The organism is Nocardia sp. NPDC050712 (assembly GCF_040654295.1).
Lineage (GTDB): Bacteria > Actinomycetota > Actinomycetes > Mycobacteriales > Mycobacteriaceae > Nocardia.
The window spans coordinates 1,356,317-1,378,724 of record NZ_JBFAHT010000002.1 but is presented as its reverse complement, the minus strand read 5'-3'; the positions used below and the strand labels follow the sequence as shown (position 1 = coordinate 1,378,724).

Sequence of the window (22,408 nt, the reverse complement as noted above, 5' to 3'; positions counted from 1 at the left end):
GGCCGGGCCGGTGGCGGGTCCGCCGCGGTTGTTCCCTACCCAATACTCGGCCGGACCCGCCACACCCCCGGATCCCGTTGTCGCTTTTCACCATTCGCCCGATTCCGCGTTGTGACACCGACGAATCCCACTGTGACCCAGCGCACAAAAGGTTAAAAACGCCTACTGTCGAAATATGAGTGAAGGCGACGAGCCGGCCACGGTCGTCAGGGAGATTCTGAACTACTTCGGCAAGTGCCCGGCCTGCGGGTATCCGGCGCGCGCGACCGAGGTCAGCGCCCCGTCGGTGCGCACCGGCGAGGTCGTGGTGACCATCTCGGCCACCTGCGACCTACCCTGCGGCTGGTCCGGGGTGGTGCCGCGCACCATCATGACGCGAAGATGAACGGCGGTGCCTAGCACTCCGTGCTCGCGGGCACCCCACGCAGCCGCTCGTCGAGCCAGGCCACCGCCTCCGGATAACCCAGCACCGCACCGACTATGTGCTCACCGAACACGCTGCGATAGACCGCGTTCGCTCCGAGCGCGCATTGCTCGTGATACAGATTGCGCGCCCCCTCCGCCGGGATCCAGAACTCCTGCTCGCCGTTGTAGATATACAGCGGCACAGCGGATTTCAGGCCCTCCATGCGCGTCACCCGATAGATCTCGGCCGCGAAGTCCGAGTTCAGCGGGTCCGGGAAGTTGGCCGCGATGTCCATCGGCAGCATGAAGATCCCGGCGGCGCCGAAGACGCTGCCGCACGTGTCCTTCAGCGGTGAGGTAGCGACCCACTGCGCGAAATTGTTCATCCGGCCGAGAATCTCGGGACGCTCGCGGGCCACCCCCAGGGTGGCACCGATGAACACTCCCGAGGCCAGGTTGGCGTTCATGCTGCGCGCCAGGATCTCGTAATCGGCGGGCACCCCGCCCAGCGCCGCGCCGACGACCACACCGGCGAGCTCCGGCGCGTACTCCGACAGCAACTTCACCGCGCCGTGCGTGGCGATGGCGCCGCCGGAGTAGCCCAGCATGCCGAACACGCTGCCGTCGAACCCCGGCAGGCCGCCGCGCACGGCCCGGATGCTGTCGAGGATGGCGTGCCCGGCGACATAGGGTTCCGCGTAGGCCATCCACGGGCCCTGATGGTCCGGGATCAGGGCCGCGTAGCCGCGCAGCAGCGCCAATTGCGTTGTCGGCGGCAGATAGTCGGTCACGCTGATCTCGGCGGCCAGGCCGTGCGCCAGGCTGTAGCCGGGCGTGCAGTCGCGGCCCAGGCCGTCGATCGGCAGATTGTTCACCGCCACCGGCCGATCCCCCGGCCCGGTCCAGGCGCCGTGCGGAATCACCAGGGTCGCGGTGGCGAAGGACGGCCGTCCGTGCGCGTCGGTGGTGCGGTACTTCAGCAGCAGCGCCTGCCGGAACGGCACCAGCACCAGCACGCCGGCGGTAGCGGTGACATCGCGGACCTCGATCACCTCGCCCGGCGCGTAGGCGTCCAGGCCGGCGGGCCAGGCGTCGAACATGGGATCGCCGACGTTACTGGGCAGGGTCGCCTGCCACAGCGCCGCCAAACCCGGTGCGCCACCCGCGGATTCGACCAGCTCGGGAGCGTTCGGGTGCGGTTCCGGATTGATCGGCGGCGGCGGGATGACCTGATCGATCCACTGCTGGATGCCGGGCAGCACCCCGCCGGACAGATCGGGTATCGGGGGCTGGGCCGAGGCCGGAGCGGCGAAGAGCGGGCAGAGCAACAGCGCTGCGAAAAGCAGTGCGCGCGAGGATCTCATGGCACAGGCCCCTGGGTGCGACGACGATGTCTCCTGCACCCCGAAACGACGCGGCCTTCGGATTCTGTCGGTGCCAGCCCCCCGAAATGCCCCTGCGGAACCGGGCACAGGACACTCAGGCTAGCGGGGCCGGCCCGGCGAAATGTCCGTTTACACCCCGGTTGACGGCGTCATGACGCCGAATCGCAACAATGGCACGCGAATCCCACACGTGACGAACGGGATTCGCGTGCCTTGTTGCGGTGATGACTCAGCAGTTGCTCGGTGCGGGCTCCCCTCGGAAACGGGCGTCCAGCCAGCCCAGCGCCTGCGGGATACCCAGGACCGCCGCGGTCAGGTGGTCGGGTACCGGAATCTGCTCGGCCTGCACCCGCACCCCGGCGGCGCACCAGTGCCGGTTGGTGTTCACGATCGCGTCCACCGGGACCAGGCCGTCGATCGGCGAATGCCATTCGAACACCGGCATTGTCGGTGCCCCGTCGTAGAGCTCGAGGCTGTTCTCCTCCACCACCGCGCGCGCGTCGGCGTCGTTGATCATCGACGTCGTCTTCGCGAAGTCGATGGCGCCGCGCCCGGCGCCGGTGGCGATGATGTCGTTGGTGCAGCTGTTGGCGATCGCCGCCCGGGCGGCCAGGCCGCGATCGTTGAGCTGTTCGCTGAGCGGGAACCGGGTCGGGTATTCGCGCTCCAGCCCGAGCCCGGCGGCCAGCGCCAGCCCGAACACCGGATGCGAGCCCAGGCCCAGGCCCTCCATCATCTTCACCAGGTTCATCGGCACACCGCCCATCGCCGCGCCGGCGATCTCCAGCTCGGGGGCGTACCTCGGTTGCAGCGCCGAGGCCCACGCGGTGGCCATGCCGCCGCCGGAGTAGCCGATCATCGTCGTCGGGCTCTTGGCGACCCGCAGCTCCTGTACGTTCTTCGCCGCGCGGATGCCGTCCAGGGTGATCTGGCCGCCGAGTTTGGCCGCGCCGTAGGCGAATTGCGGGCCCAGATGGTCGGGCAGCGCCACCGTCCAGCCACGCTGCAGCAGTACGTTCCAGCCCGGGGCCTCCCGCACGACCAGGTTCGGGTCCTTGGTGTAGAGCACCCGCGAGACCGAGCATTCCGAGCCGAGGCCGTTGATGATGTGCTGGAACGAGAGCAGCGGGCCGTCGGGCTGGTGCGAGCGCGGTGTCAGCACCGTCGTCGTGGCCGCGATCGGATCGCCCTCGGAGCTGGTCGACCGGAACCGCACCAGCGTGACGGTGGTATCCGGGAAGATCGCCAGCGGCGGCATGGCGCGCACCCCGAGCACGTCACCGGGCTCCTTGGCCGCCAGATCCGGCGGATTCGCGTAGAACGGGTCCGGATCGGGCTCCGGATACAGCGGTGAACCGTGCGCGCCCGCCGTACCGGCGAGCACCATCATCACACCCAATGCCATCGCGCCCACCACTCGCGACAGTCCCCTTGTTTTCGAACGTAGGGCATCACCCATCGACGTAAGCCTCTCCCTGATCCAACGTTCGTGATCATCTTCGAACAGTCTTGCCGCCGAGCGGCAGGGGCGGGGGCGAATATGTTGGTAATTCACAAGTTTGGCGGTTCCGGCCTGTGCTCTCGGACCACCCGGTCTCGGAACAGTCTCCTATTGACACGAGACAACCTGGTCACGGCCGGTCCAGGACGCGGTGCAGAAACGCCAGCGCGTCCGGGAACGCCTGCCGGGCCGCGTCCAGATGTCCACCCGGGTAGACACCGACCTCGAGATCCGCTCCGGCCAGCCGCAATTCGGCGACCAGCTTGGCGCTCAGCGGTGCGGGCACCTCCAGATCGGCCAGCCCCTGCCCGATGAACAAGGGGCGGGTGTGCCCCTGCACGGGAATCCGCAGCATCGCCGACACGGCCGCGAGCAAACGCGGATCCAGCAGTGGCTTGGTCAGCATGTCCCCGATGGCGACCGTGCGGACCTGCTCGTCGGCCTCGTTCACGCAGGTGTTCTCGACCACCTCCAGTACCGCCTGGCCCACGGGGGTCAGATAGCTGTCGACATCGAGTTCGGGTGCGGTCGCGCGCAATCCGGCCACGATCATCGCGAAGTAGGCGGTGGTGATGCGCAGCGGCAGCCGCGGCACCCACGGCCCCAGCAGGGGCGCGACCAGTTCCAGGTTCGACGGCGGCCCGGTCGCCGCGGCGCCGCGCAGCTGCAACTCCGGCGCATCGGCTGGGGCGAGGTGCGCGGCGAACAACGCGGTCTGCCCGCCCTGCGACTGCCCGAGCACCGCCCACCGGGTGCTCAGCCCCGGCGCCACGCCACGGGCCGCCCGGACGCCGTCGATCACGCTGCGCGCCTGTGACGGGCCATCCAGGTAGGGGTGCGTGCCCGGCGTCCCGAGGCCGACGTAATCGGAGATCACCACGGCGTAGCCCGCGCCCAGCAACGCCGGATACACCTCGTTGAGGTAGTAGTCGCGCGGCGACAGGGTGAACGCGCACTGATCGGCGATGCCGACGCTGCCGTGCGCGTACGCCACCACCGGCCACCCGCCCGGCGGGGGCGGGCCCGGCGGCAGGTAGACCATCGCGGTGCTCTGCATCGGCCCGCGCGGGCCGCGCGACCAATAGGTGAGCCGCTGCGCCACCGCGGCGCCCGCTGGTCGCACCCGCTCCGGGGCATCGGCCACCTCGGTCACCAGGCCCGGCGCGGTGGCTTCCGCCGCCGTTACCGGGGCCGGGGCGACGGCGAGCGCGAGCACCACGCCCGCCGCGACCGTCATCATTCGAGTCCGCATCACCGCATGACTATTGCCACGCGCGGTGCGGATGGGCAAGACACCACAATCGGTGGCGGCATCCCGGTGGCTACGCTCGAGTGGACCGAGAAGAAAGGTCCACCGTGCCGAATCACCCCTGGCCGCGCCTCGCCGCGCTCGCGTGTGCCCTCACGCTGGCCGGTTGCGGCTCCGACGCGCAGCCGGCGCTCGCCCCGGCACCGGCCACCACCACGGCCACTACCCCACCCCCGACGCGCACACCCACCGTCGCGCCGACACCCACCGTCGACCCGTACGCCGGCGTCGCCCTCATCGAGCGCACCGCGTGGACCGAAAACGTCGACGGGGCGCGCCTGCTCGTCCTCCCCTCACCCGCTGGCCGCCAGACCAGCTACCCGGGCTCGGACGCGCGGGCCTGGCAGGAGGTGGTCGCGGCCGCGCCGGCCGCCGACGCACCGGGCATGCGTGACCAATTCGTCTGCCACTGGGTCTGGGCGCGGCTGGTGCAGCCGAACAAGCCGAGCTGGAATCTCGAACCCTGGCGCCCCGCCGTCGGTTATCAAGCCACCGTCGATGCCTCTTGCAATCCGGGCGGGCCGGAACGGTGAAATTAACTCGAAATTAGCCTTCTCTCGCGGCGTCAAGACCGATTGGCGCGCTACCTCGAACAATGGCCCCGAACCGCCCCTCGGATTGCGGAAACCAGCTCTGACGGCGCAGATTCCGGCCTGCTAGGCAAGGCCATGGGCCGCTCGGTAACGAATTCACAATAGAGTCGCGAGCAGGTCAACCAAACCACCCGGTCGGGACTTCGCAAGAAGTCGCTAGAATCATGAAAAGCACACAGTGCGAATGCAATCGATAGTGCAGATGTACTTGCATCTGAAAGGCCGCCAGCCCTAAACTCAACTCGCAGGGCTTTACAGGGGACAACCAGGGGAGGCCGCGTGAGCGAGCCGATGGTCCAGTTGCCAAAGGTTTGCTGCCGCCAGACCAGAGGGGCGTTCGAATGAACCAACCACACTACGGCGGCCGGCTCGGCTTCGCCGATGCCGCATTGGCCGCACAGCCAGCGAACGGTACAACAATGAGTACAACCTCGGCCCGTAGCGGCCACCGAAAAGCAGCGCACTCCCGCGACACCGCCATGGCGTTCGTCATCGACGCCGTCGAGTCCACCGGCGCGGCCACCAGGAACGATTTCGATATCGATCGGATCGTTTCCACGGCACACGCCATGGCCGACGACTGGGATATGAACATCCTGCAGCCGTCGACGTTCTGGCGCATCGCCTCCATCTATATCAAGCAGTAGCGGTACCGGCTGCCGCAGCGGACGCCAATACCGCTGTGCCGCAGTACCCATCGGGTCCACCGGCGCCCGCCCTCTCGCCACCACGGCGGCCCGGTTCCGGATCCAGCGTGACGCGCCCCGCTCCGGCGGGTGCCGCGGCCGATTCGCTTGGGATAGCGGGCAATTCACCCCGCCTGCGTTCCCGGCCTCCCGCCACCCCCGGCCAGGCCAGCGAATCCGCCCGTCACCGTGACGAATTCGACCCAGGCCTCAGTGCACACTCGGGCTCAGACAACAACAGTGCGGGCGACCGAATCGGTCGCCCGCACTGTTGCGTTTGTACGGCTTGCGTGGTCTCGAGGAGGTGACGGCGCGCGTTACAGGTCGGCCGAGTAGTGCGTGATCAGCTCGATGGACTTGTCCGGCGGCAGCGACTGCACGCTCAGGCGGTCCATCACCGTCAGATACATCTCGAGATCCTGCCGGCGGTCCAGATACAGGGCGCTGGTGAGGTGTTCGAGGTAGACGATGTCGGGCAGCTCGCGCTCGGAGAAGCGCAGAATGCTGAACGAACTGCCCGCGGCGGCGTGCTCGCCGGCCGCGTACGGCAGCACCTGGACGGTGACGTTCGGCAGCGCCGCGAGCTTGCACAGGTGCCGCATCTGATCGCGATGCACACCCGGGCCGCCGACCGGCCGATGCAGTGCGGCCTCGTCTATCACGGCCCACAGCACCGGCGGATCCACGCGGTACAGCAATTCCTGGCGATGCTGTCGCACGGCGACGCGGCGATCGGTGTCGGCGTCGTCGCTACCGAGCGACAGCACTGCCCGCGCATAGTCGGGCGTCTGCAGCAGCCCCGGCACCAAATGCGCCTCGTAGGTACGGATCTTGCTGGCTGCCTGCTCCAAGCCGAGGTAGGTGCCGAACCACGACGGCAGCAGGTCACTGTAGCGATGCCACCAGCCGGGCTCGTTCGCCCGCCTGGCCAGATCCAGGAAGCGCTCACGTTCGTCGGGATCGGTGATCCCGTAGAGCGTCAGCAGATCCCGGATGTCACGTTCTTTGAAGCCGGTGCGGCCCAACTCGAGACGACTGATCTTGGCGTGCGATCCACGGATCGCGTCGCCTGCGGCCTCGCGGGTGATGCGTTTACTCTCCCGGAGCTTTCGTAATTGCCCGCCCAGCGCGATCCGAAGCACAGTCGGACCGCGTTCGGCGACAACCGATTGCACACGACCGTCGTCATCGGGTTCTGCGATCATGGAGTTCGTCTCCGATACTCGAGGTTGCCCACCAGTGTGTCACAAAAGCGTCGTCGAGAGACACACCGCACCGACCGCAATGTTACCGCTCAGCAAGTCAGATCGTCGAATTCTCCCGCCTTCGCGCCGCGGACGAACGCGTCGATCTCCGGACGGGTGTAGAAGATCATCGCACCCTCGGGGTCGCGCGAATTGCGCATGGCCACCAGGCCACCGGTGGCCTGCGCCAGTTCGACGCAGTTGCCGCCGCTGGGGCCGCTGAACGAACTCTTCCGCCAAGCAGTTTCGATCTTGTGTGTGGTGGTGTCGGACATTTCCCCACTCCTCGGTTCCGCAGTGTAGAGATCCTTAGAAGGCCGGTTTTGCATCTGCACTCTCAAATGTTCTTGCATTTGCACCGACATTCGAACGGTAGCACGAAGTTCACCATGCCGCACAAGGATTTTCGTACCTACTGGTCGGCTTTTTAGAAGTCATTTCCGACACGCCCGGGAAAGGCGTGTTCAGCTCGGCCAAGCGGTCTGCTTTGGGATGCCGAATCTTGTACTGTCACAGTGCACGTGGGATACACCAGCCATTCGCGGCGGCCGTGCGCGGCGCGCCGCGGTGAACATCGCTCGCTGAGGAGTACAGCCGTCATGCCTGATGATCACGCCCCAATGATCCGGACCGACATTCCGCATTCCGCACGGATCTGGAACTACTGGATGGGGGGTAAGGACTATTACGAGATCGATCGCGTCGCCGGCGACGCCGGACTCGAAGTAGACCCTGACATCAGCACCATGGCCGTGCAGTCCCGGCAGTTCCTCATTCGCGCGGTGCAGTACCTGGCCCGGGAGCACGGGATCACGCAGTTCCTCGACATCGGCACCGGCCTGCCCACCATGCAGAACACCCACGAGGTGGCCCAAAGCGTCACGCCCACAGCGCGAATCGTCTACGTCGACAACGACCCGCTGGTCCTCACGCACGCGCGCGCGCTACTGACCAGCACCACCGCCGAGGGCGTCACCACCTACATCGACGCCGACTACCACGACCCCGAGCGGATCATCGCCGACGCCAAGAACGTGCTCAACTTCGAGGAGCCGATCGGCGTCATGTTCATGGGCGTCCTCGGCCACGCCCGCACCTACGAGGACCTGCGGCGGATCGTCGATACCGTGCTGGCGGCCGTGCCCTCGAACAGCTATCTGGTCATGTGGGACGGCACCGACGACTCCAAGTCCTATGTGGCGCTGTGCCAGAACTACGGGGAAACCGGCGGAACGCCCTATGTCCCGCGGCCGCAGGAGCAGATCCGCGCGGTGTTCGACGGGCTGGAATTGGTCGATCCCGGATTCGTCTCCATTACCCAGTGGCGCGCCGATTCGACCGACATCGGCGAGATCCGTCCGATTTCCGCCTACGGTGCGGTGGCACGCAAACCCTGAATTCCGCTCACCGAGACAGTTCCGACCAACTGGTCGGAACTGTCTTTTCTTATGTGCCAGTAAATGTTCGGCGGATCTGGTCGAGTGTGCAAATGTACTTGCATCTGCAAGGTGCAGACGCATAAACTCGAACGCAGTTACCGGGGAGGTACGCAGGGAGTTCGCGCCGGCGTCGCCACACACATACACCTCCCCATTCGCAGAGGCGAGGGTGGTCGACATGAACCAGGCATTCCGAACTCCTCACCGGGTCGCTACCGGCCTGCGCGCCCGGGTCACCGCCGACGATTTCGGTGCCGAATGCGGCGACGAACCCGGCACTCTCACCTACCGCCGGGCCCGCGAGATCCTCTTTTCCCACGAGGTACACGGCCCGCAGTGCCGGCAGTGGCTGGCCGCCGCCGCCTACCTGTCCGCGGGGCTGGACGACGAATAGCCCCGAAATCGCCTGGTGCCCTTGACAACCGATAGCCAGGGCCGATCCGGCCGAATCGGGTCCCACACAGTGGATTCGCGGCCCCTCGATCTCACTGAAGCTTCCCCGCGTTCATAACTTTTTCGTATAGTGATGCAACGATTCGGACGCGGTTCTATTACGTCCGATGTGGCATTGGAAGCGACACCTATGACCTTCTCCGCGTTGGACCTGACCACCGAACTACCCACTGGGGCATTGGAGATCGGCGGCCGGCCTGCCTCGGACCCGTTGCAGAACACCGATCGGGTGGCATCGCGAATGGTCGGCTACTTCGCCACCTGTATGGCGCCGTGCCGCACCCTGCCCGGCGAGCAACTACGCGGCGACGTCACCAAACTGACCCGCAGTGTGCTCACGCTGGCCGCCGAGATGTTCGACCGCCGCGCCGTCCCCGACAGCGAACGCCTGACCGAGGTGCGCGAGGCCGCGACCCAATGGGCCAGGGAGGCAGTGCCGCTGGGCACCATCCTGCGCGCCTATCACGAGGGCATCCGGATCGCCCTCGGCCTGGTCACGGCCCAGGCCAAGGCCGACGACGTCGAGGAACTACTCGTCGCCACCGACCTGATGCTCGAACTGCTCGAGGCCATCACGGTCGCGGTCTCCGACGCCTACGTCGACGAGCAGCACCTGGTCGCCCGCGAACATCAAACCGCCGCACAGACACTGGCCTCGGCCCTGCTCAGCGGGCGCGGCAGCTCCGCGCTGGCGCGCCAGGCCGGGATGCCGGTCGCCGAGTCCTACCATGTGGTGGCCCTGTCGGTGCCCCAGCATCCGGACGAGCGCGACCCGCGGGTGGCCTCCGAGGTCGCCGCCCGGCGCAAGCTGCGCCGCATCCAGTCCGCGCTGGCCACGGTGTTCGACTCCCGTGCGCTGACACTGCTGTCCACCAAGGGCGGCACCCTGCTCATCCCGAACGACGCCGACGGGCCCGCGCCCACCTCCGAGACGCTGGAAAAGCTCGCGCAGGCCGCCGAAGTCCCGTTGACGGCCACCCTGGTCACCAGCGACACCGACCAGATTCCCGACGCCGCCGATCAGGCGCACGAGCTGCTGAACCTGGTGCGGGTGGGCGGCCGCTCCCCCGGCCTCTACCAAATGGCCGACCTCGCCGTGGAATACCAGCTGACCCGCGGCGGCCCGGCCACCCGGCGCATCGCCACCATCCTGGATCCGCTGGACGCGCACCCCGAGCTCTTCGACACCATGCGCGCCTACCTGGGCAACGACATGAACCGCCAGCTGACCGCGCGTCAGCTCTATGTGCACCCCAATACCGTCGACTACCGGCTGCGGCGCATCGCCCAGCTCACCTCCATCGACCTGGCCACCTCCGCGGGCATCTCGCAGGCCTCGATCGCGCTGCTGGCCCGCGACCTCGATCGCACGGTCGCACGGCGCCTTTAAGCATTCGCGCGAATCTGTTGTGCAGTCGATGCGCGGAACACCGGGTGCCGCCGGGCCGGACGCGAGATCCTGAAATCCCCGGCATCTGGAGGAAATGATGCGCATAGCGGAGATCTTGCGACGCAAGGGTAATGACGTCACCACGGTGACACCGGAGACCACGGTACGCGGCCTGCTCGGCGTTCTGGCTCAGCTCAACATCGGCGCGGTGGTGGTCTCCCCCGACGACGCCGCGATCGCGGGCATCGTGTCCGAACGCGATGTGGTGCGCCGGCTGCACGAGCTCGGCGCGGAGGTGCTCGACAGCCCGGTGTCGGCGATCATGACCCACCAGGTCCGCACCTGCTCGCCGGACGACCGCGTCGACGGACTGCGCAAAACCATGACCGAGCATCGGATCCGGCACGTGCCGGTGGTGCAGGACGACCGGCTGATCGGCATCGTCAGCATCGGCGACGTGATCAAGAGCGCGATCTCCGAGCTCGCGACCGAGCGTCAGCAACTGACCGAATACATCCAGGGCAGGTACTGACGCCGGCGCCGGGTCAGTACTGTTCGCCGCCACCCATGTCGGCCGAGAGCCAGTGCTCGGGGCGCAGGTACACCGTCACCATCGCCCCGAAGGCCTCGGCCGCCTTCAGGTATCCGTCGACCTGCTCGGCGGGCAGGTAGCGCGCGGCGACCTCGCGGTGCTGCTCGTCGGTCGTCTCGGCGATGCGCAGGATCGGGCCTTCCACCGACACGTAGCGCACGGTCGGCTCGACCCGCTGCGCCATCAGGCTGAAACGGCCCGCCGAGCGCAGGCGCCGGATCTTCTCCGATTCCGCGCCGGTGACCAGCCAGAGTTCACCGCCGGGCCGGTACTGATACCAGATCGGCACGGTGAGCGGGCCCCGGCCCGGGTCGGCGGCCACCGCGAGGGCGCCGATATGCGGCTGGGCGAGAAACTCTTGGCGTTCTGCGAGGTTCAGCGGCATCACCCCAGGCTAGTCATGAAAGTTCTTGTCCACCAGAAACCTTCGAACGCGTGTCGCGGAGTGCGTATCGTGGGTTGGGTCCCAGCGCATCCTGTGAAGGGAGCGTTCGTTGCCCCCATCCGCGCCCGCCCGAGCGCCCCATGTCCCCGAGTCGGTCCGCGCGCTGTTCCCGGCGCTGGCCGAGTCCAGCGCGGTCTATCTCGACAGCGCGGCCACCACTCAGAAGCCGCTCCCGGTGATCGAGACCATCCAGCGCTATCACGCCTCGCGCACCGCCAACGCCGGCCGCGGCACCTATCCGTGGGCCACCGGCCTCAGCAGCAGGCTGGCCCGGGTGCGCACGCGGGCCGCGGCGTTCCTCGGCGCGCAGCACCCCGACGAGGTCGTCTTCACCGGCGGCGCCACCGCCGCGCTCAACGCGGTCGCCCTGTCCTGGGGGCTGGCCGAACTCGCCGACGGCGACCAGATCCTCTACAACCCGCGCGATCACGCCTCCAATGTCTATCCCTGGCACCACCTGCGCCAGGTGCTGGCCCGGTTCGGCCGCCACATCGACCTCGTCGGCTACCGCAGCACCGAGACCGGCGAGGCCGACACCGCCGATATCCTGGCCAAGCTCACCCCGCGCACCCGGCTGATCACCACCAGCCACCTGCACCACGTGTTCGGCGGCCTGACCACCCTCGAGGAGCTGCGCGGCCGGATCGATCCGGAGGTGCTGCTCTGCTTCGACTGCAGTCAGAGCGGCGGGCATCTGCCGGTGGACGTCACCGCGCTCGGCGCGGACTTCGCGGTGTTCGCCGCGCACAAGATGTTCGGCGCGCCCGGCACCGGCATCCTCTACTGCCACCGCCGGGTGCATGATCGGCTGCTGCCATTCCTGCCCGGCGGCAACTCCGGGGTACGGCTCGGCGCCGACGGGCTGGCCCCGGCCGCCATGCCGGAGCTGCTGGAGGGCGGCACCCAGAACATTCCGGGCATCCTGGCCCTCGGCAGCGCGCTCGAGGTGCTCGAGTCCTTCGATATGACGGTCGTGGCCGCGCACAACCGCGAACTGACGCTGCGCCTGATCGACGGATTGCGCCGGGTGCGCGGCTGCGAGTTCCTGCCGGGGCCCGCGCACGCGTCCTGCGCGGTCGGCTACGGCATCGTCTCCTTCACCCTGCCCGGCATCACCGCCACCGATCTGGGTTTCGTGCTCAGCGAGCTCGGTTTCCTGGTGCGCACCGGGCTGCACTGCACGTCCTCGGAATTCGATGCCGATTCCGTACGGGTCAGCACGCACATCTACAACACCGTCGACGAGATCGACCGGTTCACCGCGTGCGTCGAGACGATTGCCGAGGAGGTTTCGTGAGTGCCGAGGTGTCACGCTACGACCGGCGGGCCGCGTCCCGCGTGCTGGCCGGTCTGGCCCAGCCCGGACTGTTCGAGGCCCGCCTGCCGGTGCCCGACCAGCTCCGCATCGAATACGCCGGTACCGCGTTGCAGACGGAGCCGAACAGTCACCTGACCTTCTCCCAGCGGCTGTATCTGGAGCGGTTCATGCGCCCGTGCCGCAGCTATCAGGTCACCAGTGCCACGCACCGGATCACCTGGACCGACAGCAGCGGTGTGCCCAACACCGGCCACTACCGTGCGGACGGGCTGGGCCCGATCATGCCGATCGCCACCCGCGAGGCCACGCTGCTGCTGTGGCAGGCCGTGGCGGCCAATACCGAACTGGCCCAGCGGATCAGCGCGCTCGGGCCGCGCGAGCACGCCGTGCTGGCCGGTACCACCACCGATCACGACCCGCTGGAGATCTTCCGCGTCGGTATCGAGGCGACCGGGCGGGCGCTGGCCCAGCACGCGCTGCTGGCCCGGCAGACGCCGTATCGCAGCGCGGCCGAGTTCGCGCACGGCATGCACGATTCCGGCATCTTCGCCGCGGTGGCCACCCGCTGGTACTGGGAGCTACAGGCCTCCACCTATCGGCGCGGGATGATCCCGGTGACCCTGGCGGCCCAGCCCGACGGCACCGTGCGCTACACCGCCGAGACGGTGGCGACCCTGCGCGCGATGAAGGACACCACCATCGACGAGGCGCACATGGTGATGCGCCGGGCGACCAGCGCCGAGGGGCTCTCGGTGCCCGAGGCGATCGCGAAGTACCACGAGGACCTCGATCTCATCTCCCGCCAGTACGCGCTACTGCCCGCGGGCACCCGCCCGGCCTGCCTGGCCGCCATGCCGCACCAGCTCGACGGCGCGCACTACAGCCTGCTGCCGCTGGTGGTGGACCAGTTCGTCACGGTGTTCACCCAGCTCGCCGCGCGCTGCGTGCTCGTCGAGGTGCCCCTGGACCCGGCCGACGAGCTCACCGCCGACGGCCCGGCCACCGCCGAGGACCAGGTCTTCTACGTGCCGGACATGAACTGTAAGCACTGCGTGCGCACCATCACCGGCGTGCTGGAGAACATGGGCATCAAGGTCGCCGAGATCGACCTGATCAGCAAGCGGGTCGTGGCCGAGTTCCGCAGTCCGCGCAACCGGGCCCGCGCGTTCGAGGCCATTCGCGACGGCGGCTACAACCCGGTGGGCGAACGCCCCGCGCAGCACCCGACGGAATCCACGGTATGACCGGTCCGCCCGCGCTCCCGCCGAAGATCCACCCGCTGGTCCGGGCCTTCCTCGACAGGCGCGACACCGTGGACGACACCCTCGCGCGGTTCGGCTCCCCGGTGCACCTGGTGTTCCCGCAGGTCTATACCGAGAACCTGAAGCGGCTGCGCGCGGTCTTGGAGGCGCAGCTGCCGCGCCATCGAATCTGCTACGCGCACAAGGTGAATCGGTCGCGGGCGTTCGTCCGCACCGCCGAGCACGCGGGCGCGTCGGTCGATGTCGCGTCCCCGCGGGAGCTGGCCAGCGCGGTCGGCGCGGGGTTCGCGACGACGCGTATCGAGGCCACCGGCCCCAAGGGCGAGGAGTTCCTGCGCGAGCTGATCGAGTGCGGCGCGACCGTCAATGTGGACAACCTGTGGGAGCTGGCACGCGTCGCCGAGCTGGCCGGTGCGAACACAAAAGTTCCCGTGCTGCTGCGGGTTTCGGATTTTCCGGGCACGCCGGTGAGCCGGTTCGGGGTCCCGCTGCCGCATCTGGACCGGGCCTTCGAACTGCTCACCGCGCACCGCGACCGGATTGCCCTGCTGGGCTTCGCTTTTCACATCGACTCCGGCGAGACCACCGAACGTGTGCGTGCCATCGAGGCCTGCCTGGCGCTGATCGAGCAGGCCTATGGTCACGGCCTGAGCCCGACGGTGCTCGACATCGGCGGCGGCTTCCGGCAGGTGTTCACCGCCGACGCCACCGCCTTCGACGGCTATGTGCACGCCCTGCGCGAGGCGCTGCTGGGCCGGGGCGAGCCGATGACCTGGTCGAACAACACCTTCGGCTATCACCTCGACAACGGCGCGGTGCACGGCACGCCGGTCTTCCACAAGTACGCCAATACTGTTGCGGCCCATCACATGCTGGCCGATGTCCTGGCCGCGCCGCTGGAGCGGCACGGCGGGCGCACGGTCGCCCGGGTCGCCGCCGACAACCTGCTCGAGCTCTGGATCGAGCCCGGCAAGGCGCTGGTCGACCATGCCGGGATCACGGTGGCGCGCGTGGTGTTCGTCAAGGAGCTCGCCGACGGCACCGTGCTGGTGCACCTCGATCTGAGCCGGGATTCGGTGACACCGGCCGACCAGGAGGTGATGGTCGATCCGGTGCTGCTCTCGAGCGGCGCACCCGAATCCGGCCCCGTCGGTGTGTATTTCGCGGGCCGGCTGTGCCTGGAACGCGACATGATCACCAATCACAAGGTCTGGCTGCCCACGCGCCCGCAGCCCGGCGATCCGGTCATCTTCCCCAATACCGCCGCCTATCACTCCGACCTCTCGGCCGCCCCGGCCTCGATGCATCCGCTGCCCGACAAACTCGCGGTGGTGTTGCGGGCGGGCACCTTTCAGGTGTGCCGAGACAGCGACTACGAGCCGGCGCGCGGCGCGCCGCCGCCGCAGCGGCGCGTCCCCCCGCGCGCGCCCCGGGTGCCGCAACCTCCGAGTGGACGGCAGGCGCCCCGACGGCCCACCGGTGCCCCGTAATGCGCTACGACCACATCACCGACCTGATCGGTAACACGCCACTGCTGCGCCTCGACCCCGCCGTGCACCGGCTCGCGGGTGTGGAGCTGTACGCGAAACTGGAGTCGCACAACCCGTTCGGCTCGGTCAAGGATCGGGTGGCCTGGGCGATGATCCGCGATGAAGTGGATCGGCTGACGGCCGGCGGGCAACGCCTGATCGAGGCCTCCAGCGGCAATACCGCCAAGGCGCTGCGCGTGCTCGGCGCGCTGCACGGCGTCGGGTTGCGCGCGGTGACCAACCGTATCCGGGTCACCGAGGTGCGCGACCTGTTGCAGCTGCTCGGCACCGAGATCGTGGAACTGCCGGGGCTGTCCGAATGCCCGGACCCGACGACGCCCAACGATGTCTACTCGGTGATCGAAGCGACCATGGCCGCCGAGCCCGGCGCCTTCCACCACCCCTCGCAATACACCAACGAGAAGAACGTCGAGGCACACTGCCAGGGCACGGGGCGCGAAATCCACGAGGACCTGGCCGCGGCCGGCATCGGCCGCGTCGACTATCTCATCGGCGGCCTGGGCACCACCGGCTCCAGCCGCGGCGCGGCCACCTTCCTGCGCAAGCACAATCCCGAATTGCGTACCGTCGCCGTGGTTTCCGAGCGCTCCGACTTCATTCCGGGCATCCGCTCGGAAACCGAGATGTGGGATGTCGGCCTGTTCCAGCCCGACTTCTACGATGACATCGTCGCCGTCGAGGCCGGACGCGCGGTGGACGCGACCATGGCACTGATCACCGGCTACGGCGTACTGGCCGGGCCCACCAGCGGCGCCGCCTATGCCGCGACCCTGGAAACGCTGGGGGCACTGGATCTTTCCGAGCGCACGGAACCGCTCGTCGCGGTCGTCATCGTCTGCGACCGGCTCGAGCCCTACCTGTCCTATATCAAGAAGCGCCGCCCCGAACTGTTCGGCCGCACCGACCGCCGCCCGCCCGCAACCGCCGCGGAACTGGCCGCCGTGGCCGCCCTGACACCGGAACAGCTCGCCGAACTCGACGCCACCGGCCGGCCCGTCATCGTCGACACCCGCGGCGCCATGGCCTATCGGATCGGACATGTACCGGGGGCGTTGAACATTCGCGACGATCAACTCGACGACATGCTGGCCCAGGGCATCCCGTTCCCGCGGTCGCGCCCGGTGGTGTTCGTCTGCCCGGTCGGTGAGGTCTCGCGCCGGTTCGCCGCGCTCGCCCGCCGCGACGGCTACGACGCGGCGAATCTCGAGGGCGGCATCACCGCCTGGCGCGATGCCGGACTGCCGTTGGAAAGCGGTGCCTGACCGGGACTTTCGCGCGCGTTTCCCGCGTGTCCCGGCGCTTATGCGCGGACACTATAACTGTCGAGTCCCCCGAAGCCAGGGGGTCTACGGGGGACCTGTCCAACCCTCCTGGCGCGAGAGGATGATCCGGCATGTTCGGTTCCAAGCGCACAGCGGCAACGGCGGCAACCACTTTCGGCGCCATGGCGGCCGCCCTGGTCATGACCGCCCCTTCGGCACCGGCCTGGGTCACCGGGATCAGCGTCGCCCCGGGCCTCAGCTTCGGGACGTCGACCACCTACGGCACCAGTTGCCCGTACACGGTCACCGCCAACGCCACCTGGGGCGACTACGTCTACTTCTACGACTACAACGGCGGCGTGTTCAGCCCGACCGGCCCGCTGTGGGTCGGCGCGTCCGGCTCGGTCACCGCGCAGTGGACGCCGTACGTGCGCGGTAGCCACACCCTGGTCGCGTGGGGTCAGCACAACCAGCAGACCACCACGGTGACCGTCGGCTCCGGTACCAACGTCGGCTTCGGCTGCGTCGTCCTGCCCTGAGACGCCGCACCCCCCGGACCCGCATCTGCCCCGGTGATGCGGGTCCTGGACGGCGGGGGCATTACTGTAGTGCGGTGCAAACAGGCCAGGAACCAGCCGAGGGCGGGCCCCGCATCTGGGGTGGGACGACGCTCAACGAGCGACGGGAGGCGCGCCGCGCCACGTTGCTGGAGGCCGCGCTGGACCTGATCGGCGAATCCGGCGCCGCCGGTGTCACCATGCGCGCGGTGTGCCGCCGCGCCAATCTCACCGACCGCTACTTCTACGAGAGCTTCGGCAGCCGCGACGAACTCCTGGACGTGCTCTACCGCCAGGTCGCCGACGAATTCCTCGGGCCCATGACCTCTTTCGCCGAGGTCAACGATCCGGCCGCCGATCGCGAACTCTCCGACGTCCTGGTCGACAAGGTGCTCGAGGATCCGCGCAAATCCCGGCTGTTCCTGGTCGAGCCGTACTCCAGTACCGGCCTGGGCCAGACCACCATCGCGGTGATGCCCGCCTTCACCCGCCTGATCCAGGATCACCTGTTCGCCTACATCGAGGATCCGGTGCGCCGCCGCCTGGCCGCGGTCACCATGGCCAGCGGCAACGCGGGCATGTTCTCGGCCTGGCTGAACGGCTCGCTGCGCGCCACCCGCGAGCAGATCGTCGACCACATCGTCGCGACCATCACCGTCTACCGGGCGATCTACAAGTAATTCCGGGTTGCATTCGTTTCGCATCCGGGGTTAACTGTCAGGCGCAAGGTGCCAATCGTTCGCTGAGGCTCCTTCACGGATATAGGCCAGCGACCCCGAACGTCGAGAGACGCCCCGGGTCAGGACAGGTCTCCCCGGCTTAAGGGGTGATCCCGATTGGCTCCCAGCTCGGCTGGGTTCACGCCGTGAAGTGCCAAAGGTCTTACGAGGAGCGGGCCTCACCGGCGGGTTTGCCGGATTCCCCCGCAGTGCTCTGCAACGATCAGTCCTGGGCGTGCGCTGCGGCGCGCGCGAAACAGTTCGAAGGAGGTGAGCCGGATGTCCGGCGGTAATAGTCCGAGTTATCAGTTAGCCAGCTATTCGCTCGGCGTCACCTCAATGGCAGAAATCGGCACGGGAAGCCGCCCGTAATCGCTGTTCGATGGTGCGCTGGACTCAGTTCAGGAGTGCGTGATGTCAACAGTAGAGATGATCATCCGGCTGTGCGCCGGCGTCGGCCTCGGCGCCGCGATCGGCTTCGAACGCCAATACCGGGCCCGGGAGGCGGGCCTGCGCACCAACGCGCTCGTGGCCGCCGGATCCACGCTGTTCGTGCTGCTGTCGGCGCACGGCTTCGACGGCAACGACGCCGACCCCACCCGGGTCGCCGCCCAGATCGTCTCCGGCATCGGCTTCCTCGGCGCGGGCGTCATCATCCGCGACGGATTGAACGTGCGCGGCCTCAATACCGCTGCGACACTGTGGTGTTCGGCCGCGGTGGGTGCGCTGGCCGGAGCCGGGATGCTGGACACGGCGGCCATCGGCACCGTCGCGATCGTCGCGGTCAACATCGCGCTGCGCGCCGCCGGCCGGGCCGTGGACAAGCGGCCCGACACCCGCGAGGAACAGCCCGCCACCTATGTCTTCACCGCGGTCACCGACGACGAGCACGAGGCGCACGTGCGCGCGCTGCTGGTGCATTCGCTGACCCGCACCGACTTCCGGCTCGTCTCGGTCTCCAGCGCCAATACCGGCGTGCCCGGCCGGGTGGAGGTGCGCGCCGAACTCACCGGTGATCGCCGCGACGACCGGCAGATGGAATCGGCGGTCAGTCGGCTGAGCCTGGAGCCCTCGGTGACCAGCGCGGGCTGGCAGGTCGACGTCGACAACGTGGCGGGACGGTCCTAGCCATGACCGCCTTCGGCTCCTACCCCACCCGCGACGCGGCACTGGACCGGCCGCGCAGCCCGCTCGCCGACGCGGTCGTCTTCGCCGGCGCGGCCGTCCTGGTCTGGGCGCTGGTCCGGATCGCCGGCACCGTCGACGTGCCGTTCGGCGAAACCACCGCGCCCGCGGCGATTTCCACCGATCCGGGCCAGCTGCCGTACTACGCGGCCCGCTCGCTGCTCCGGATGTTCCTCGCGCTGGCGGCCTCGATCGTGTTCACCTTCGTCTTCGCGACCGCGGCGGCGCGGCTGCGCCGGGCCCGCGCGGTGCTGCTGCCCGCCTTCGACATCCTGCAATCGATCCCGGTGCTGGGCTTCCTGTCCTTCACCGTGACGGGGTTCATCGCGCTGTTCCCGGGCTCGCAACTCGGCCTGGAATCGGCGTCGATCTTCGCCATCTTCACCGCCCAGGTGTGGAACATGGCGTTCAGTTTCTACGCCAGTCTCAGCGCCCAGCCGCCCGAGCTCGACGAGGCCGCCCGGGCCCTGAGACTGTCCCGCTGGCAACGGTTCTGGCGGCTGGACGTGCCCAGCGGCATGATCCCGCTGGTCTGGAACGGCATGATGAGTTTCGGCGGCAGCTGGTTCTTCCTGGTGGCCTCCGAGGCGATCTCGGTGCACAACCGCGAGTACGCGCTGCCCGGCATCGGCTCCTACGTGGCCGCCGCGACCGCCGAACAGGACCTGCCCGAGGTGCTGCTCGCCGTGGGCGTGATGGTCGTCCTGGTGATCGGCGTGAACTTCCTGTTCTGGCGGCCGATCACGGCCTGGGCCGAACGCTTCCGGATGGGCGAGTCCAAGGGCGCGGAGGCGCCGCGCAGCCTGGTGCTGAACCTGGTGCGCCGCTCGCACATTCCCGCTCTGCTCGGGCGCCTGTTCGGCCCGCTGGTCGCGCCGCTGGACCGGGCGATGAGCGTGTTCGGGCTGGCCGAGTATCCGCTGCACGGCTCGGCGGCTCGCCGCCGCCTGGGCGACTGGGTGTTCGGCACGCTGGTCACCGCCGCGGTCGCCTACGGCGGCTATCAGGTGCTGCGATACATCGCGGACAGCACCGGCTTCGGCGAGGTCGCGCACGCGTTCGGGCTCGGCTTGCTGACCCTGCTGCGGGTGCTGGTGCTGGTGGTCCTGGCCTCGATCGTCTGGGTGCCCATCGGCGTGTGGATCGGCTTGAACCCCAAGGTGTCCCGGCTCGCCCAGCCGGTCGTGCAGGTGCTCGCCAGCTTCCCGGCCAACTTCCTGTTCCCCTTGGTCACCGCCGTGCTCGTGGCCACCGGCATCAGCCTGAACTGGGCCAGCATCCTGCTGATGGCGCTCGGCTCGCAGTGGTACATCCTGTTCAACGTGATCGCCGGCGCCAGCGCCGTGCCCAACGATCTGCGCGAGGCCGCCACCAGCCTGCGGCTGCCGCGAAAACTGTGGTGGCGCAAGCTGATCCTGCCCGCCATCTTCCCCAGCTATGTCACCGGCGGCCTCACCGCGGCGGGCGGGGCGTGGAACGCCTCCATCGTCTCCGAGATCGTCGAATACGGCCCCACCACCCTGGTCGCGACCGGCCTCGGCGCCTACATCGCCCAGGCCACCAGCGCCGGCGATTCGCCGCGCGTGCTCATCGGCATCCTCGTCATGAGCGTCTACGTGGTCCTGATCAACCGGCTGCTCTGGCGCCGCCTCTACGCCCTGGCCGAACGGCGGTACGCGCTGTGACCCGAGAACTTCCGACAGGAGATCAACCGATGACCACCTCCGACGTACTGCTCGACGTCCAAGGCGTGAGCAAGTCCTTCACCGGTACCGCGGGCGACGAACTGCGCGTGCTGGACCGCATCGATCTGCAATTGCGCGAGGGCGAGGTCGTCGCGCTGCTGGGCCGATCGGGCTCCGGCAAGTCCACCCTGCTGCGCATCATCGCCGGCTTGATCGGGCCCACCGCGGGCACGGTGCGCTACCGCGGCGCGGCGCTCAACGGCGCCAATCCCGGTGCGGCGCTGGTTTTCCAATCCTTCGCCCTGATGCCGTGGCTGACCGTGCAGGACAATGTCGAACTCGGCCTGGCCGCCCGCAACGTGGCACCGGCCGAGCGCAGCCGCCGCGCCCTGGCCGCGATCGACATGATCGGGCTCGACGGCTTCGAAAGCGCCTACCCCAAGGAGCTTTCCGGCGGCATGCGCCAGCGCGTCGGCTTCGCCCGCGCCCTGGTGCTCGAGCCCGATCTGCTGCTCATGGACGAGCCGTTCTCCGCGCTGGACGTGCTGACCGCCGAGAACCTGCGCACCGAACTCGTGCGCCTGTGGGCCGGTGACGCGTTCCCGTCCAAGGCGGTCTGCCTGGTCACCCACAACATCGAGGAGGCCGTGCTGCTGGCCGATCGGGTGCTGGTGCTCGGCGCCAACCCCGGGCGGATCATCGCCGAGATCGCGATCGAGCAGCCGCGCCCGCGCGACAAGCGTGCCGCGTCCTTCGACGCCCTGGTCGACCAGATCTACGGCCTGCTGACCGGGCGCGACACCGAACCCGTCGCGCCGGCGCCGGATACCGCCACACCCACCGCGCGGCCGCTGCCCGATGCCTCGCCCGGCGGGCTGGCCGGACTGGTCGAACTCGTCTACGCCGCGGGCCGCCGGGCCGACCTGCCCGACATCGCCGACGAGCTCAATTTCGAGCTCGACGACCTGTTTCCGCTGGTGGACGCGGCCGAGCTGCTCGGGCTGGCCACCGTCGAGGCCGGCGATGTCGAACTCACCGAGATCGGCGCCCGGTTCACCACCGCCGACATCCAGGAGTCCAAGCGGATCTTCGCCGAGCAGGCCCGCCACCGCGCACCCCTGGTCCGGACCATCTGCAAGGGCCTGGCGGGCAGCCGCGACGGCTCGCTCAAGGCGAGCTTCTTCCTGGACCTGCTGCGGCGGGGCTTCTCCCCCGCCGACGCGCGCCGCCAGCTCGACCTGGCCATCGACTGGGGCCGCTACGCCGAGCTCTACGACTACGACAAGGACAACGACCAGATCACCGCCGACCCGGCGGCCGAGGTCTATCAGGCCGTGCGCGGCGCCTGGACCGCGTGAACGGTTTGTTGACAGCCTGCCAATAGTGGTGGACCCTAGGTCCTGGACCGGCATCGAGGCCGGACGGTCG

At 68.6% G+C, this 22,408-nt stretch carries 22 protein-coding genes and 1 riboswitch; of the genes, 16 read left to right on the top strand and 6 right to left on the bottom strand.

From position 1 onward, the window contains the following. Positions 1-175 precede the first annotated feature (175 nt). On the top strand, positions 176-385 hold the full coding sequence (locus tag AB0H76_RS17200; RefSeq protein ID WP_357324159.1) for a hypothetical protein: 210 nt from the start codon (positions 176-178) through the stop codon (positions 383-385). 10 nt (positions 386-395) lie between these two features. Here the strand turns inward: AB0H76_RS17200 and AB0H76_RS17195 are convergent, their stop codons facing one another. The 3 genes from AB0H76_RS17195 to AB0H76_RS17185 all read right to left on the bottom strand — a co-directional run bounded on the left by AB0H76_RS17195 (position 396) and on the right by AB0H76_RS17185 (position 4,543). After that, positions 396-1,769, bottom strand: coding sequence for a lipase family protein (locus AB0H76_RS17195; RefSeq protein WP_357324156.1), 1,374 nt, complete (start codon positions 1,767-1,769; stop codon positions 396-398). Between the two features lie 250 nt (positions 1,770-2,019). Continuing rightward, positions 2,020-3,195 (bottom strand): lipase family protein, encoded by a 1,176-nt coding sequence (locus tag AB0H76_RS17190; RefSeq protein ID WP_357324153.1) that lies wholly within the window; start codon positions 3,193-3,195, stop codon positions 2,020-2,022. Positions 3,196-3,421: 226 nt separating this feature from the next. Next, on the bottom strand, positions 3,422-4,543 hold the full coding sequence (locus AB0H76_RS17185) for a lipase family protein (RefSeq protein WP_357324152.1): 1,122 nt from the start codon (positions 4,541-4,543) through the stop codon (positions 3,422-3,424). A gap of 104 nt (positions 4,544-4,647) precedes the next feature. On the opposite strand from AB0H76_RS17185, the gene AB0H76_RS17180 reads away from it, so the two are divergent. Both AB0H76_RS17180 and AB0H76_RS17175 read left to right on the top strand, forming a co-directional pair. Beyond that, positions 4,648-5,133, top strand: coding sequence for a DUF2599 domain-containing protein (locus AB0H76_RS17180; RefSeq protein ID WP_357324149.1), 486 nt, complete (start codon positions 4,648-4,650; stop codon positions 5,131-5,133). Positions 5,134-5,612: 479 nt separating this feature from the next. Continuing rightward, a complete protein-coding gene (locus AB0H76_RS17175) occupies positions 5,613-5,840 on the top strand; it encodes a hypothetical protein (RefSeq protein ID WP_357324146.1) in 228 nt (75 codons plus the stop codon). A 356-nt stretch (positions 5,841-6,196) separates the two neighbouring features. On the opposite strand, the gene AB0H76_RS17170 is transcribed toward AB0H76_RS17175, so the two are convergent. Together AB0H76_RS17170 and AB0H76_RS17165 are read right to left on the bottom strand one after the other, a co-directional pair. Beyond that, positions 6,197-7,084, bottom strand: coding sequence for a helix-turn-helix transcriptional regulator (locus AB0H76_RS17170; protein WP_357324144.1), 888 nt, complete (start codon positions 7,082-7,084; stop codon positions 6,197-6,199). An 89-nt stretch (positions 7,085-7,173) separates the two neighbouring features. After that, positions 7,174-7,398 carry a DUF397 domain-containing protein gene (locus tag AB0H76_RS17165; RefSeq protein ID WP_357324141.1) on the bottom strand — a complete coding sequence of 75 codons (225 nt, stop codon included), beginning with the start codon at positions 7,396-7,398 and terminating at the stop codon, positions 7,174-7,176. Positions 7,399-7,722: 324 nt separating this feature from the next. On the opposite strand from AB0H76_RS17165, the gene AB0H76_RS17160 reads away from it, so the two are divergent. The 4 genes from AB0H76_RS17160 to AB0H76_RS17145 all read left to right on the top strand — a co-directional run bounded on the left by AB0H76_RS17160 (position 7,723) and on the right by AB0H76_RS17145 (position 10,937). Further along, on the top strand, positions 7,723-8,520 hold the full coding sequence (locus AB0H76_RS17160) for an SAM-dependent methyltransferase (protein ID WP_357324138.1): 798 nt from the start codon (positions 7,723-7,725) through the stop codon (positions 8,518-8,520). 220 nt (positions 8,521-8,740) lie between these two features. Further along, positions 8,741-8,956 (top strand): hypothetical protein, encoded by a 216-nt coding sequence (locus AB0H76_RS17155; protein WP_357324135.1) that lies wholly within the window; start codon positions 8,741-8,743, stop codon positions 8,954-8,956. A 189-nt stretch (positions 8,957-9,145) separates the two neighbouring features. Continuing rightward, entirely contained in the window at positions 9,146-10,405 is a 1,260-nt protein-coding gene (locus tag AB0H76_RS17150) for a helix-turn-helix domain-containing protein (protein WP_357324132.1), read from the top strand. Positions 10,406-10,502: 97 nt separating this feature from the next. Beyond that, positions 10,503-10,937 carry a CBS domain-containing protein gene (locus AB0H76_RS17145; protein ID WP_357324129.1) on the top strand — a complete coding sequence of 145 codons (435 nt, stop codon included), beginning with the start codon at positions 10,503-10,505 and terminating at the stop codon, positions 10,935-10,937. A gap of 13 nt (positions 10,938-10,950) precedes the next feature. Here the strand turns inward: AB0H76_RS17145 and AB0H76_RS17140 are convergent, their stop codons facing one another. Beyond that, complete coding sequence (locus tag AB0H76_RS17140) at positions 10,951-11,382, bottom strand: pyridoxamine 5'-phosphate oxidase family protein (protein WP_357324127.1); 432 nt, start codon at positions 11,380-11,382, stop codon at positions 10,951-10,953. Between the two features lie 109 nt (positions 11,383-11,491). On the opposite strand from AB0H76_RS17140, the gene AB0H76_RS17135 reads away from it, so the two are divergent. From AB0H76_RS17135 to AB0H76_RS17095, 9 genes are all read left to right on the top strand, one after another. Further along, positions 11,492-12,739: an aminotransferase class V-fold PLP-dependent enzyme gene (locus AB0H76_RS17135; RefSeq protein ID WP_357324124.1), complete on the top strand. Its 1,248-nt coding sequence runs from the start codon at positions 11,492-11,494 to the stop codon at positions 12,737-12,739. After that, on the top strand, positions 12,736-14,004 hold the full coding sequence (locus tag AB0H76_RS17130; protein WP_357324121.1) for a heavy-metal-associated domain-containing protein: 1,269 nt from the start codon (positions 12,736-12,738) through the stop codon (positions 14,002-14,004). The genes AB0H76_RS17135 and AB0H76_RS17130 overlap by 4 nt, the downstream gene beginning before the upstream one ends. Beyond that, a complete protein-coding gene (locus AB0H76_RS17125; RefSeq protein WP_357324119.1) occupies positions 14,001-15,512 on the top strand; it encodes a decarboxylase in 1,512 nt (503 codons plus the stop codon). The genes AB0H76_RS17130 and AB0H76_RS17125 overlap by 4 nt, the downstream gene beginning before the upstream one ends. Then, positions 15,512-16,834, top strand: a complete 1,323-nt coding sequence (locus AB0H76_RS17120) for a pyridoxal-phosphate dependent enzyme (protein WP_357324116.1) — start codon at positions 15,512-15,514, stop codon at positions 16,832-16,834. Before AB0H76_RS17125 ends, AB0H76_RS17120 begins: the two co-directional genes overlap by 1 nt. A 131-nt stretch (positions 16,835-16,965) precedes the next feature. After that, positions 16,966-17,373 (top strand): hypothetical protein, encoded by a 408-nt coding sequence (locus AB0H76_RS17115; protein WP_357324113.1) that lies wholly within the window; start codon positions 16,966-16,968, stop codon positions 17,371-17,373. Positions 17,374-17,447: 74 nt separating this feature from the next. Next, on the top strand, positions 17,448-18,071 hold the full coding sequence (locus tag AB0H76_RS17110) for a TetR/AcrR family transcriptional regulator (RefSeq protein ID WP_357324110.1): 624 nt from the start codon (positions 17,448-17,450) through the stop codon (positions 18,069-18,071). Positions 18,072-18,118: 47 nt separating this feature from the next. Next, a riboswitch (M-box (ykoK) riboswitch) is annotated at positions 18,119-18,290 on the top strand. A 234-nt stretch (positions 18,291-18,524) separates the two neighbouring features. After that, positions 18,525-19,238, top strand: a complete 714-nt coding sequence (locus tag AB0H76_RS17105) for an MgtC/SapB family protein (RefSeq protein ID WP_357324107.1) — start codon at positions 18,525-18,527, stop codon at positions 19,236-19,238. Positions 19,239-19,240: 2 nt separating this feature from the next. Continuing rightward, a complete protein-coding gene (locus AB0H76_RS17100; protein WP_357324105.1) occupies positions 19,241-20,980 on the top strand; it encodes an ABC transporter permease subunit in 1,740 nt (579 codons plus the stop codon). Between the two features lie 29 nt (positions 20,981-21,009). Further along, positions 21,010-22,338, top strand: coding sequence for a nitrate/sulfonate/bicarbonate ABC transporter ATP-binding protein (locus tag AB0H76_RS17095; RefSeq protein WP_357324102.1), 1,329 nt, complete (start codon positions 21,010-21,012; stop codon positions 22,336-22,338). The last annotated feature ends 70 nt before the right edge of the window (positions 22,339-22,408 follow it).

Excerpts from the sequence above, each read along its gene's own strand:
- AB0H76_RS17200 (WP_357324159.1), top strand. The coding sequence starts at position 176 with ATGAGTGAAGGCGACGAGCCGGCCACGGTCGTCAGGGAGATTCTGAAC.
- AB0H76_RS17195 (WP_357324156.1), bottom strand. The coding sequence starts at position 1,769 with ATGAGATCCTCGCGCGCACTGCTTTTCGCAGCGCTGTTGCTCTGCCCG.
- AB0H76_RS17190 (WP_357324153.1), bottom strand. The coding sequence starts at position 3,195 with ATGGCATTGGGTGTGATGATGGTGCTCGCCGGTACGGCGGGCGCGCAC.
- AB0H76_RS17185 (WP_357324152.1), bottom strand. The coding sequence starts at position 4,543 with ATGCGGACTCGAATGATGACGGTCGCGGCGGGCGTGGTGCTCGCGCTC.
- AB0H76_RS17175 (WP_357324146.1), top strand. The coding sequence starts at position 5,613 with ATGAGTACAACCTCGGCCCGTAGCGGCCACCGAAAAGCAGCGCACTCC.
- AB0H76_RS17170 (WP_357324144.1), bottom strand. The coding sequence starts at position 7,084 with ATGATCGCAGAACCCGATGACGACGGTCGTGTGCAATCGGTTGTCGCC.
- AB0H76_RS17165 (WP_357324141.1), bottom strand. The coding sequence starts at position 7,398 with ATGTCCGACACCACCACACACAAGATCGAAACTGCTTGGCGGAAGAGT.
- AB0H76_RS17160 (WP_357324138.1), top strand. The coding sequence starts at position 7,723 with ATGCCTGATGATCACGCCCCAATGATCCGGACCGACATTCCGCATTCC.
- AB0H76_RS17155 (WP_357324135.1), top strand. The coding sequence starts at position 8,741 with ATGAACCAGGCATTCCGAACTCCTCACCGGGTCGCTACCGGCCTGCGC.
- AB0H76_RS17150 (WP_357324132.1), top strand. The coding sequence starts at position 9,146 with ATGACCTTCTCCGCGTTGGACCTGACCACCGAACTACCCACTGGGGCA.
- AB0H76_RS17145 (WP_357324129.1), top strand. The coding sequence starts at position 10,503 with ATGCGCATAGCGGAGATCTTGCGACGCAAGGGTAATGACGTCACCACG.
- AB0H76_RS17140 (WP_357324127.1), bottom strand. The coding sequence starts at position 11,382 with ATGCCGCTGAACCTCGCAGAACGCCAAGAGTTTCTCGCCCAGCCGCAT.
- AB0H76_RS17125 (WP_357324119.1), top strand. The coding sequence starts at position 14,001 with ATGACCGGTCCGCCCGCGCTCCCGCCGAAGATCCACCCGCTGGTCCGG.
- AB0H76_RS17120 (WP_357324116.1), top strand. The coding sequence starts at position 15,512 with ATGCGCTACGACCACATCACCGACCTGATCGGTAACACGCCACTGCTG.
- AB0H76_RS17115 (WP_357324113.1), top strand. The coding sequence starts at position 16,966 with ATGTTCGGTTCCAAGCGCACAGCGGCAACGGCGGCAACCACTTTCGGC.
- AB0H76_RS17105 (WP_357324107.1), top strand. The coding sequence starts at position 18,525 with ATGTCAACAGTAGAGATGATCATCCGGCTGTGCGCCGGCGTCGGCCTC.
- AB0H76_RS17100 (WP_357324105.1), top strand. The coding sequence starts at position 19,241 with ATGACCGCCTTCGGCTCCTACCCCACCCGCGACGCGGCACTGGACCGG.
- AB0H76_RS17095 (WP_357324102.1), top strand. The coding sequence starts at position 21,010 with ATGACCACCTCCGACGTACTGCTCGACGTCCAAGGCGTGAGCAAGTCC.